Origin of the sequence: Bacillus massiliigorillae, assembly GCF_000380245.2 — a bacterium.
Lineage (GTDB): Bacteria > Bacillota > Bacilli > Bacillales > DSM-1321 > Bacillus_AD > Bacillus_AD massiliigorillae.
Map to the genome: position 1 here is coordinate 2,226,473 of NZ_HG428741.1, position 12,710 is coordinate 2,239,182.

General features: G+C 33.4%; 9 protein-coding genes and 1 pseudogene. 2 read left to right on the top strand and 8 right to left on the bottom strand.

The genetic code is table 11. The annotated features are described in order from the left end of the window. Positions 1–274 precede the first annotated feature (274 nt). From TX86_RS10325 to TX86_RS10345, 4 genes are all read right to left on the bottom strand, one after another. Positions 275–643, bottom strand: coding sequence for a DUF4181 domain-containing protein (locus TX86_RS10325; protein WP_042348627.1), 369 nt, complete (start codon positions 641–643; stop codon positions 275–277). A 138-nt stretch (positions 644–781) separates the two neighbouring features. Further along, positions 782–1,018 carry a DUF3953 domain-containing protein gene (locus tag TX86_RS10330; RefSeq protein WP_042348628.1) on the bottom strand — a complete coding sequence of 79 codons (237 nt, stop codon included), beginning with the start codon at positions 1,016–1,018 and terminating at the stop codon, positions 782–784. Positions 1,019–1,373: 355 nt separating this feature from the next. After that, entirely contained in the window at positions 1,374–5,603 is a 4,230-nt protein-coding gene (locus tag TX86_RS10340) for a 2-hydroxyacyl-CoA dehydratase (protein ID WP_042348631.1), read from the bottom strand. A 304-nt stretch (positions 5,604–5,907) separates the two neighbouring features. Next, positions 5,908–7,110 carry an ABC transporter permease gene (locus TX86_RS10345; protein ID WP_042348633.1) on the bottom strand — a complete coding sequence of 401 codons (1,203 nt, stop codon included), beginning with the start codon at positions 7,108–7,110 and terminating at the stop codon, positions 5,908–5,910. Between the two features lie 196 nt (positions 7,111–7,306). Here TX86_RS10345 and TX86_RS25745 point away from each other — a divergent pair, with 196 nt between their 5' ends. Further along, positions 7,307–7,960, top strand: a complete 654-nt coding sequence (locus tag TX86_RS25745; protein WP_052343627.1) for a TetR/AcrR family transcriptional regulator — start codon at positions 7,307–7,309, stop codon at positions 7,958–7,960. Between the two features lie 1,011 nt (positions 7,961–8,971). On the opposite strand, the pseudogene TX86_RS10355 reads toward TX86_RS25745, so the two are convergent. The 4 genes and pseudogenes from TX86_RS10355 to TX86_RS10370 form a co-directional block, all read right to left on the bottom strand. After that, positions 8,972–9,133, bottom strand: a pseudogene (locus TX86_RS10355) (IS110 family transposase); the annotation flags it as partial. 258 nt (positions 9,134–9,391) lie between these two features. Next, on the bottom strand, positions 9,392–10,054 hold the full coding sequence (locus TX86_RS10360) for a zf-HC2 domain-containing protein (RefSeq protein ID WP_042348634.1): 663 nt from the start codon (positions 10,052–10,054) through the stop codon (positions 9,392–9,394). A 4-nt stretch (positions 10,055–10,058) separates the two neighbouring features. After that, a complete protein-coding gene (locus tag TX86_RS10365) occupies positions 10,059–10,541 on the bottom strand; it encodes an RNA polymerase sigma factor (RefSeq protein ID WP_042348635.1) in 483 nt (160 codons plus the stop codon). Positions 10,542–10,877: 336 nt separating this feature from the next. Then, positions 10,878–11,912, bottom strand: a complete 1,035-nt coding sequence (locus tag TX86_RS10370) for a DUF1835 domain-containing protein (protein ID WP_042348636.1) — start codon at positions 11,910–11,912, stop codon at positions 10,878–10,880. Between the two features lie 375 nt (positions 11,913–12,287). On the opposite strand from TX86_RS10370, the gene TX86_RS10375 reads away from it, so the two are divergent. Next, positions 12,288–12,710: IS110 family transposase (locus tag TX86_RS10375; RefSeq protein ID WP_042348638.1), on the top strand; the 423-nt coding region annotated here is incomplete at its 3' end.

Genomic DNA, 12,710 nt, shown 5'->3' on the forward strand with positions numbered 1-12,710 from the left:
TACCATTATCTTCCTATTTTAGAAATAAAAATTGTTGTTGTAGTAAATGAGATCATTTAGACGTCTAATATAAAAAAATAATGTCAATCATCTACTCTGCCAATAAAACCATATATAGATTACCTTTCAGTTATACTCTCTTCCACTAACCTGCCCCGTTAGCAGCATAAGAAGAAAAGACTGCCCAAATGGATAGCCTTGTTCTTCAACTCTAGCACCCGATAGTTTAAGTACATCCTTTCACAAACTTCTATAGTTTTGAAAGATGATAATCTTATAAATTATATATAACAGTTAGTATCATTAAGATAAGAGCCTTAGATAATCCTATAAAAAATGTAAGTAAATACTCTTTGGAATTTTCAATATATTTTTTCTCTAATATAGCTTCAAACCCATAAAAAGTTACACCGAATATAAAAATCACAATAAACACGTAGGGGGATTCTATTCCTACAAGATTAGAAAAAACAGCGAATAAAAGAAGTATAAATAGTTTTACCCACATTTCATATTTAGTAAAGAATTCTTTTCTTTTAGTTACTTTTTTTAGTCTAAAACATTTTCGAATAAAGTTATCCCATACATCTGAGACTAGGACAGTTATTATCATCACAACAACGAATATTTCTACTAATGGCATTTTACAATTCCACATCCTTATCTGCCTATATTATATCTATATTACATATTAGTGTAATTTCTTTTTCAACTATCCTGCCCCGTTAGTCCAAAAAGAAAAAGCTGTCTAAATGACAGCCTTGTTCAGCTCTAGCACCCGTTAGCTGAATAAAAACACCTTAATAGAAACAAAAAAAACAAATACCGAAGCAATAATACCTATGTATCCCCAAAAGTTTTTTCGGTCTTTTTGAAGTTCTTCTAATCCCATTAATAACATAATAAATCCTAACAACAAAAGTGTATAAGAATTATAATCATACTTTTCAGTTATCAAGGCGTAAGCAGATAAACCTACAGTAATAATTGTTAGGATAATTCTTGAAGTTTTAAGCATATTTTTCCTCCCATAATAAGTCCATACATATCAAACCTCTTTGAGAAGCTATTTATTTTTTCTAGACATTTAACCAATCTAATTATCCAATATAGTACTATCCAAGGTAGAATGAACTTTGTAGCCCATTCAATTAGATTAGGTAACACTGAAGGTGCGTTTATCCCGATAAACGGGGTGAAAACCTCATTGGCAAAAACATAGTCACTACCAAATAATATTTGAGTCGTTCCAGCTAACTTTTCCATTGTTGTAAAAGTTGTAGGAGATGCAGATAATGCCGTATCGTAGTAGAATTTTTTCAGATAATAAGTTACAACCACTTACATAGTAATAACATACGTAAAAATATGCTCTATTCGGTAACAGTTTCTCTTTCCATATTTTTAAAAGCTGTTGCCAGCATTAGCTTCAAACGATTTACCTGATTAACCGCAGATTCACTGGCATCGTAATCAATAGCCGTTATATTTGCATGGGGATATAGACTCTTTAATCCTTTAATCATACCCCTACCCGTTACATGATTCGGTAAACAAGCAAATGGCTGGACGCATGCTATATTAGTAACACCATCTTCAATTAACTCCATCATTTCTGCAGTTAAAAACCATCCTTCTCCAGCCTGATTGGCAATAGATAAAAGATTACTTGCTTTATCAGCAAGCTGATAAATTGTAAGTGGAGTGGAAAACCTTTCACTTTGTCTTAAAGCATCTTTTAATGGTTTACGATAATATTCTATATAACGAATAAAACTATGGCTAACTGGAACAGATATTTTACTCTTTCCTAAGTGAGTTCCTTTATACACACTGTCAAATGTACAATATAAGTAAAAGTCGAGAATATCTGGTACAACAGCTTCCCCACCTTCCTGTTCGATTAGCTGTATAATTTGGTTATTTGCATTTGGATGAAACTTCACTAATATTTCTCCAACGACTCCTACTCGAGGCTTTTTTTGAGAAGAAATAGGTACCGCATCAAACTGTGTAATCATTTTTTTTAGAATCTGACAATACTCACTAAAACGAAAGGAACTCATTGATTCTATACAAATGCTCATCCAATAATTAAATAACTTGTCTGTGTTACCTTTTACTATTTCATATGGTCGAATTCTATTCGTAAGTCGCATTAAGGCGTCACCATAGCAAGTTGCAACAATTAACTTTTTTATCATTGAATAGCTCAATTTAAATCCAGGATGTTTTTCAATGCCAACTGCATTAAGAGAAATAACGGGAACTTGTTCTAAATTAGCATCCTTCAAGGCTTTTCTCAATAATGTGATATAATTCGTCGCTCGACAAGCACCGCCTGTTTGTGACATAATGACCGCTGTGCGATTAACATCATACTTTCCACTTTTTAATGCATGAACTAATTGACCAGTTGTTAAAATAGCTGGATAACAAGCATCATTGTTCACAGAACGTAATCCTTCATTCACTGCTTCTTCCGACACAGTAGGTAATAACTCTGCTTGATAGCCTTCATCCTTCAATACCGCTTCATATAAAGGAAAGTGAATAGGAGACATCTGTGGAATAAGAATTGTATAATCCTTTTTCATTTCCTTCATAAAAGAAACAATTTGTTTTTCTGTTTTCGAATGGAGCATCTTACCATTATTTCTTGAACGCTGCTTCATGGCTGCTTGTAAGGAACGAATACGTATTCGAGCAGACCCCAAATTATGTATTTCATCTATTTTTATCAGTGTATACATTTTTTGATGATTTTCTAATATGTCTTGAACTACATCAGATGTCACAGCATCTAACCCACAGCCAAATGATGTTAATTGAACTAGCTCTAGATTATCTTTTAAAGCTACTACTCTCGCTGCTCGATAAAGACGAGAGTGATAGGTCCACTGATTGACCACGTGAATATCATTTTTCACTTCAGCTAGATGAGCGATAGAATCTTCTGTTAACACTGCCATGTCGTAGCTAGTTATTAAGTCAGAAATACCATGATTTATTTCTGGATCAATGTGATAAGGTCTACCAGCAAGTACAATTCCTTTTTTCCCTGTCTCCTTTAAATAACGTAAAGTTTCCTCACCCTTTCTTTGAATATCTTTCCGGGCCCTTTCAGCTTCTTGCAATGCTTTTTCCACCGCTAAATAGATTTCTTTTTTCGAAATGTCACTAAACTGTATGGCTAATTCCTTCTTCAACGCCTTTTCATTGTGTAAAGTTAAGAAAGGTTGAATAAAAGGTATTCCCTTGTCTTTTATACGATCCATGTTCACTCGAATAACCTCAGGATAAGAAGTAACGACTGGACAATTAAAATGATTGTTTGCTTCTTCTGCTTCTTTTTTCTCAAAGACAACCGCAGGATAGAAAATAAAATCCACATCCAAATCAATTAATGATTCAATATGACCATGAGTTAGTTTAGCCGGATAACATACAGATTCTGAAGGAATAGAATCCATCCCTCGCTCATAAATTTTTTTACTAGAGCGTGGAGACAATACCACTTCATATCCAAGTTCCGTGAAAAAGGTGTACCAAAATGGATAATTTTCATACATATTTAATACTCGAGGTATACCAACCTTCCCACGTTTTACTTGATCATTTAGTAAAGGAGAATATTCGAAAATCCGTTCGTATTTATAATTATACAAATTAGGTAAACTTTTATTTTTTCTCCTTTTTCTTCCACCTCGTTCACATCGATTTCCAGTAATGAAAAAACGTTTATCTTTAAAACGATTAATCGTTAATGAACAATTATTCCCGCATAATCCACAGCGACTGTGAGATATTTCACAAAAAAAAGCCTTAATCTCGTCCATTCCTACAATTGTACTGACTCTATCGTCCTTTTGTTCTTTAGCTAGTAACGCACAGCCATAAGCTCCCATCATCCCTGCAATATTGGGACGAATGACCTCTTTTCCGATTAACAATTCAAATGCGCGAAGAACCGCTTCGTTATAGAACGTTCCCCCCTGAACAATTATCTTCTCCCCTAATTCCTCTGTATTACGTAGCTTCATTACTTTTTGTATAGCGTTTTTTATTACGGAATATGATAGTCCAGCTGAAAGATTAGATAACGTTACACCTTCTTTTTGTACTTGTTTTACCTTTGAATTCATAAATACTGTGCATCTAGATCCTAAATCGACTGGTTGATCCGCAAGCAAAGCTTCTTCAGCAAATTGATCAATTGATAAATGAAGTGATTTCGCAAAGCTCTCCAAAAATGAACCACATCCTGCTGAGCATGCTTCATTCAGCAATAATTGATCGATTGCACCATTCTTTATTTTGATACATTTCATATCTTGACCACCTATATCAAGAATAAAATCTACATCTGAAGAAAAATTAGCTGCTGCTTTATAATGTGCAACCGTTTCAATTTCACCAATATCAATTTTTAAAGCCGCCTTCACTAAACCTTCACCATATCCAGTTACAGCTGATTTTGATATATACATATCCTTTGGCATGATTCGATATAAATGCTCTAGCCCATCCAATACTGATTGCAGGGGCTTCCCTTTATTACTTTCATAAAAAGTATATAATAACTCGTTATCTTCTCCTATCAAAGCAATTTTGGTTGTTGTTGAGCCCGCATCAATTCCTAAATATCCTGCTCCTTTATATGAAGCTAGATTACCCTTCCTTACTGTAGCTTGCTCGTGACGGGCACGAAACCTTTTCAGTTCTTCCTCGTTTTCAAATAAACAAGGTAATCGAGTTATTTCCTTATTATTTGATGATAAGGATACACGATCAAAACGAGCGCATAAATCATCAAGATGGATGGAATCATTCTTCTGACTGCTTATTGCTGCACCTATCGCAACATAGTATTGGCTGTTTGAAGGAAAAATGACATCATCCTTTGATAATTGTAATGTTTCAATAAATCGTTGACGAAGCTCAGATAAATAGGTTAACGGTCCACCTAGAAATGCAACCTTTCCTCTTATTGGACGTCCGCACGCTAATCCACTAACTGTTTGAGATACGACACTTTGAAAAACAGAAGCTGCAATATCTTCTTTTCGAACTCCTTCATTTAAAAGTGGCTGTACATCAGTTTTAGCAAATACTCCACATCGAGACGCAATTGGATAAATCTTTTCATGTGACTGTGCAAGAGTATTTAAACCCATTGCATCAACTTGGATAAGAGCTGCAATCTGGTCAATAAATGCACCAGTTCCTCCTGCACATGCTGCATTCATTCTTTGCTCAATGCCATTTTTAAAATAAATAATCTTTGCATCCTCTCCTCCGAGCTCAATCACTACATCCGTCTGTGGAATGTTTCTTTCGACTGCCTCTGTACAGGCAATCACTTCTTGAATAAAAGGAATACCAGCTTGTTTAGCCATCGATATCCCAGCTGACCCAGAAATATTCATTGTGACCTTGGCATCTGGAAAAAGTGATACTAGTTCTTTTAACAATTGATTTGTTGTATTTTTCACATCAGAAAAATGTCTAAGATACTTTTGATAAACTATCTCTTCATTTTTATTTATTGCAATAATTTTTGAAGTGGTAGATCCGACATCTAGCCCTATATGTAATAACATTTGTAGTCCTTACCCCTCTCCTAAAATAAGTTCAACATCTTTACTATTCACTGGTATTAAAATTGACACATTTATATTATTTTAAAAAAGCAAATATACAAATCAATATCTTAATATCTTTTTTAAAAGAACCTAAACTCCCTCAGTTTAATACGATTTTCTCTCGAATACCCTCTTATTCGCAGGATTTCATGTACCTAAGATTCCAATATCAATAACACCTGCCAGATGTCCATTTTGAACCAATAAGTTTCTTGATCTTTTTTAAGAAAAGCCATTTTGCCTAGGCAAAATGGCTTTAACATTACGCTGTTTTCACTTTTTCAACTAAATTTTTAATCCATACAAGTACCAATCCAACAACTAAAATCCATACAAGTACGAGTCCGTAACTGTTGAATACTTCTTTACTAAAGAATAACACGTCTTTTAAGCCTTCCACGAAGAAGCGTAACGGTAACCATGAAACGATATAGTCTCTATAGAATGACGGGATCATTTCTGGTGCTAATTGCACAGCAGCTATGCTGAAGAACAGTAATAGTACATAGATAATAATGCTTGGTAGCTTTAACCAACGCAGTGTCGCAAAAATCATAAAAATAAACGCTGAAACTGCTAGTGCTACAAATAACGCGACACGATTAAAGTCTGCATAGTCTAATTCTAAAATCCATGTTGAATACCATGTTGTAACATAACCTGCTACAAGCGCGTATACGAACGCCATCACTGATTGAATCGTGTTGAATTTTAATTTTTTTCCTTTTGAGGTGAATGTACGTTTATTACCTGACAAGTACAGCATGACTGCTCCGATAAGGCTGGAAAACCATGTCACCGTTAGTAATGCTAAAGGCGCACTCGCTAAACTTCCTACCTCATGCACTTTAATAATTTCTGATTGAATTGGATTTGCGAAATCCTGTACTTTACTCGGCTGAATTGGTGAAATCATGGCACCGATTTGTGCTAGTGGGCTATTTTCACCTTGCGCTTGTAAGACGGGTGCTAAATTATTTTTTATTTCATCCGTTTTTGATTGTACTTCTGTTAACATTTGCGTACTTAAATTTGTATTTAACGTGGATACCATCGTCGTTAACGCTGTTTGTACAACTGTTGCAGCTGTTGTGTTTGCACCTTCGTTTACGATGATTTGTACGGTAGCTTTCTCAGGTGTCTCGTTTTGTAATGTCCCTACCTTGCTTGAAAAGTTAGCTGGAATGACTAATGCGCCGTAAGCTTCGCGCTCATCCATTGCAATAGTTAACGCATCAATTGAATCATATTTCGTAAACTTAACGATTTCTGGTGCATTTGCTAACAATGCTTGCGCTAATGTTGCGCCCTCTTCACCTTCATCTGCAACAACTAAACCAATTGGTAAATTTTCCGGACTCATTTTTACTGTCGGAAAATTTGCTAGCATAAAAATTAATCCCAAAATAATGATGGAAATAATCGGCATTATAAAAATGCGATTTGAATTTACTAATTTCTCCACAAAATAATCTCCTTTTAATAAACATATTGTTGTTTAACGTTCTATTTGTATTTTATTATTTATGTATTTTAACTACCATAATCAAAATTGACACTTTTATATATTAATCAACAATAGAAAAGGAAATGTTCATTAACATTTTGTTGATTTATGACTATGTTGATTATAAAATAGTGGTCAAATGAGGTGAATTGCTATGGATCGAAGAAAAAGAAAATCAAGGAAAGCAATTTTTGATGCCTGTGTTGAGCTGTCCAAAGAAAAAGATTTTCAAAACATGACGGTTAACGAAATCGTTGACCGTGCCGACTTAAACCGAGGTACGTTTTATTTACACTTTGCCGATAAGTTTGATATGATGAACAGCTTTGAAGACGAAATGATTGAAAAAATTAAAGATGTGCTAGTCAACAATATTCCTAAAGAGAATTTCGATAAACAATTTATTCAGTCACGTTACAATACAGTCGTATATATTTTGAAATGCTACGAGGAGAATAAAGAACTCGTGCAACTACTAATGAGCTCAAGCCATAGTACATCGTTTCAAACAAAGCTACGCGAAACATTAAAAAGGGTTTTGGTTGACAAGATTTTTCCAAAACTCGAAATAAATGCACTAACTATTCCAACTGATTTATTTATTATATTTTTCACATCCATTTCATTAAATTTAGCAGAATACACCTATCAATCTGAAGAGCCAATCAATAACGAATATCTTGCCAAATTTTTAATTAACGTTATATTCCATGGCCCTGCAAAAACGTTAGGTCTAATAGTAGATAATAATCTAGTACCAAGCATGGCGGAAGATGAATTCCAATTATTTGTAAAACAATTTACTTAAACAAACAAGGTGCATTGGTGCAATAAGTTTTTGTTTCATACAAACACATACAAAATAACGTTCCCAAATGAAAGTTTGGGGGCACATAAAAAAGCCACGAACGTTGTAAAATCAACGTTTCGTGGCTTTTTGTATGAACATTATTTATACAGCATTTTATACACTTTTGTTAAAAGTTAGTCACAGGAAGGGTTTGTGGGCATTTAGCATATCGTTGTAGGATCGACTGTAATGAATATAATTGTGTATATTTTTACCGTTGTAAATCCGCATTATCCTTTTTACTTTATTTCTTCAGGCTCTCTCTCTTCAAGCCAATTATAAAACGGAACTTTTTTCTCATTGTCAACCTTCAATAAATGTTCCAACTGTCCTAAACACGGATTAATAGCTTCCTGTCTGTTTGCATCATCTTTTAAATTAGTTTTTCTTTATGTGGTTAAAAAGTCTTTCTAAGCTATATCTAGGAAATGTTCTTTCTTCTTTAATAAAGCATAAATCCAGTGAAAAAGCTTATTAATACAAGTAACAATCGCCTTCATTAGTGTTTTCCGATATGATTATTTAAAGAAGGCTTTTACATATTTATCTAAAAATAACCAAATTGTTTTTCTACAATTATTTTATTGATATTGTATCAGTGAAATTTCTTTCAACATAAGAAATATCAAACACATCATATAAAAACCTAAAAATCTTTTGAGTTATAAGAATTTTACATGTTCAATAAATAATAATAATATTTTCAACAAACTGACACACCCTCTCTTTATATAGGATTGATAGTTCAAATTCACTATTTTATAATAATTTCTGATGATGCTATTTAACTTTTCTAAATACCCCTTTTTAGTAAATGATAGTATGCACAATTAAGAAAAAGCAACAATGTACTCTCTCTCTTACATTGTTGCTTTTTCTTTTTTTTATTTATTCCTCACGGATTTGAAGAGTAACATCAAAATCCTTTTCGACTTTTTCTTTAAAGCCATAAGCATTTGTTTTATTTTGTTGGAATCCTTCTTTCGTATTTTCAAAGTAACAAGGTGATTCAAACTCTAATCCTCTGAAATCTTGAGCTCTAGCTACATGTTTGAATTTTGCGATATCAACACCGACAATAAGTGTTTCTGAAGTGATTTGAGCAATCTTCTTATTTTGGTTATAATTCATGATGGACCTCCTGATTTTGATTGTTTTGTCCCTTAAGCTGGCCAGGCGTTCAGGGTATTTTCATCATATTATCCAGAGGTCTTTTTATACTCAAATCTCATTTTCATTTATTACAGGAATGCTGCCCCGATAGTTGCATAACAAAAAAGAGCTGTTCCCAGCCCTTGATATTGAAGTAAAGCACCTGATAGTTGAACAAGAAAAGTGAAGCTTATTAATCGCGCCCGTTTGCGGTATAACTTCTATCCCATTTTTAAATCATTCAGCATCGTTACCTTTATCATATAAATCTTTTATAGGTATTACATCGGTTTTATCTTTATATTGTATAGTTACCTTATCTTCATCCGTTAGTTTCTTCTTCTTCCCATTGTACAGTAATAATGTGTTTTCATCTGCAAATGTGAAAGAAATGCCACTCCAATCTTTTAGGAGTTTTGCTGGGGTAGAGAAATCGTTCCTTTTTTCATACACAAATATAGTATGTGTATATCCCTTATCCGTTTTTGCATCTGTTAAAATTATATAATGATTGTCCTTTTTTGCTTTGAATAAGAGTTTCGCCATCGTTCCTTGATTCTGAATGTTTGTTTCAACATTATTGGAATTTGCTTGCCACATATTTACGAACACAAAGTAATAAGCAGTTATCAGAACAAGAAACATTGTTAGTAGTGATGATACGATAACTGTTATCTTTTTTCTATTTTTGGAGCGTACTTTTTTGAAATAATCAATGTTCCTTTTATCCTTTCGTCTTTCATTTTCATCTTCTGAAAATAAATCTCCCTTCATTTCATTTAAATAATTTCGGCATTCTTCACATTGAGCCATATGACTTTCTATCTGTTCGTTTGTTTCTTCACTTGTTAATTTATCAATATAAGCTGGAGCCAAATCCTTAAATATACTATGTTTCATAACCCTACTCACCCTTTCTGATTTCAAGTTTTGCTCTATAAAAAGTCACTCTTGCCCAGTTTTCTGTCCTTTCAAAAATTAAACCAATTTCTTTGAACGATAAGTCACCCAACAATCTTAAATAAAGTATTTCTCGTTTATCCTCACTGAGTTGATGAGCCTTTTTAAAAAACATAACTTTATCCTCATTTTTTATATACTCATCTTCCAAGTCGTAAAATGTTGTGCTTTCACCTTTTAGTGAGTCCTTCAATTGTTGGTTTTTATTTTTATGGTTTAATTCTTGCAGCCATACGTTTTTAGCAATTGCACAGAGCCACGTGGAAAACTTGGCTTTACCATTATCGTGAAAGTTATTAATGGATTTAATCGCTTGATAAAATGTTTCTTGAGTTAGCTCCTCTGCTAACTCAAGGTTGTTTGTCAAAGTTAACAAGTATTTGAAAATAAAATCCCCATAATCTTGGTATATATTGTCCTTATCCACTGCCACCCTCCTTTTTCCGTCTGGTCATTCACCTATGTATCACAAAATCATTGATTTCGTTACAACATTTTTTAATAAAAAAACTTCATCTTTATAACAGATGCAGATATTCACTTATTCAATTAAATGGCCCGATTGTGGAACACAAGATAAACAACACTCTTCAACTAACCTGCTCCGTTAGCTGCATAACAAAAAAAGAGCTGATCACAGCCCTTGATATTAAAGTAATGCACCTGATAGTTTTAAGTACATCTATTCACAAGCTTGGTTACCTTTGTTTGACTAAAGCGTTTCAATCATTACAATAATGCTATCTTTATACAGAAAAGTAACCTAACGTAGTTTCACACTATAAAATCTCATTGCTTTTGGAATGCCTTGTATTTCAAAAACCCCATTTATTATTAAATGTCTAACTCTATATTCAATATAAAGATCGCCAATATATTGATTTAAATAACCCAAAACTTGTCCAATAACTCGTGCTGATTTTAGGAACCCCTTAACCTCTTGATCATTATGTAAGTTTAGGGTTGTATCAATGATAAAGTCATCATAATAGCCTTCATCAACACTATGTATTTCTTCTTTTCCCCATATTCTGAGAACCTCTTGTTTAGTAGATATCATTTCCCATTCATCTTCTAATTTTTTACGTTCCTCCCAGGACAATGGATGAGCCATTCTATTTTCTTCATAGATCATTCTTAATTTCTCAGGTATAATTTCTCCTGTGTGTAAAGGATAGTACTCAGCATCTGGCATATGGTATGTATTTTTATAGGTTGTAGTTGTATCAATTAAAAAAATATTGTTTGTTTTTTCTCTTAATAAATATAAAACATATCTTAATGCGGTTTGTTCGTGAGAGTTTTCTCCTGTCCAAATTACAATTGGTGTATTTGAAGTAATAGAGTGAATCTTTAACATTGTATTAGTAAATTCATCTTGGTACTTATCTATATATTCTTCTTCAAAATTGATATGATTTTTTAACCATTCAGCCCGTTTGTTAAGACCTATCTCTTCGTGCAATTTCCAAACTGGACCAATTGAAAACAAATCTGAAAAATGGATAACATTTTCAGTATCCTCTAAATCCATATCTCTTAACATCATTTTTAAACTACCTGATGGTGAATCACCGAACACAATATGTGCAACCTTATAGTTCTTTTCAGGTGTAATACTTTTTGTAGAATGGTAATTGAGAAAATCTTTATAAATCTTTTTCAGGTTTTGGGTAAATTGTTCCTCTGAAAAATTCGATTCTTCAATCATATTGATATTAAATAGAATTAGAAACAAAAGTGATCTTACTTCATCTTCACTTGAATTTTTTACAAAACTCTTAATCTCATCAATCAATTTATTCCGCTCCTTTAGATGAAATTTTAACATAAAAAACCAATTATATCTTTAACTAAACTGCCCCGCTTGTTCAATAAGGACTTCATTAAAAAAGCGTTAATCCTTCTTGGATCAACGGACCCGATCGTATTATAAGATTGACCAATGTTATTGGTTGACCTTTTTGTTTAGGGTCTAGAATACTAATGGTAGCTGGGGTAGAACGACCGCACCCGTGGGATTTAAGCCTGACAACTAAACCGTTCGCCCCCTACTTATAGAAACATGATTGAAGCTGGTTGGGACTGAGATCTCGTATAACAAGCGAAGCTATGACACTATAAGGAACCATATAGGGGTTACCAGCTAATTTTTAAGGAGGAGGAGATAATCATGAATCCAGTCATTGGTCTGGATGTCGCAAAAGGAGAAAATCAGGTACAAGCATTCTTGGAAAAGAAGAAACCCTATAAAAAGAGCTTTAAAGTAGCACATACACTAGAAGGATTACACGAACTTCACACATTTATCAAAGAAGTGGAAGAGGTATCAGGTTCACAACCATCGATTGTTTTAGAGTCTACTGGGCATTATCATCTTCCAATTGTACAGTATTTTGAGAAAAGAAATTACCTGTTAATCATTGTGAATCCTCTCATTTCCTATAAAGCCAAAAGTTCAAGTTTACGTAAAGTCAAAACAGATGTCATTGATGCCCAACATCTCTGCGAGATGTATTATAATGAAGATTTAGAGCCATATAAAAAGCGTGGTATTCAACTATTAAACTTACGTAATCTGACGAGACAACACGAA